This window comes from Microcoleus sp. D3_18a_C4 (genome assembly GCF_036702415.1).
GTDB lineage: Bacteria > Cyanobacteriota > Cyanobacteriia > Cyanobacteriales > Microcoleaceae > Microcoleus.
In genome coordinates this window covers 14,523-14,837 of the sequence record NZ_JAUBTI010000126.1, presented here as the reverse complement: position 1 = coordinate 14,837, position 315 = coordinate 14,523, and the positions used below count along the sequence as shown (strand labels likewise).

Sequence of the window (315 nt, the reverse complement as noted above, 5' to 3'; positions counted from 1 at the left end):
TCCAGAGCACTGGATTTTTCGGCTAGCTGTTGCACAAAGTCGTGTTCCCGATGTTCTTTTTCGGCGAATTGCTGCTGCAAAGATTCCAGAGCACTGGATTTTTCGGCTAGCTGTTGCACAAAGTCGTGTTCCCGATGTTCTTTTTCGGCGAATTGCTGCTGTAAAGATTCCAGAGCACTGGATTTTTCGGCTAGCTGCTGCTGCAAAGATTCGATCGAACTCGATTTTTCTGCTAGCTGCTGCACAAAGTCGTGTTCCCGGTGGTCTTTTTCGGTGATTTGCTGCTGCAAAGATTCGATCGAACTTTCGCGTTCA

The 315-nt window shown here is 47.6% G+C and carries 1 pseudogene; it reads right to left on the bottom strand.

Annotated elements, in window-relative coordinates:
- A pseudogene (locus QUB16_RS29845) lies at positions 1 to 315 on the bottom strand (CopG family transcriptional regulator); the annotation flags it as partial.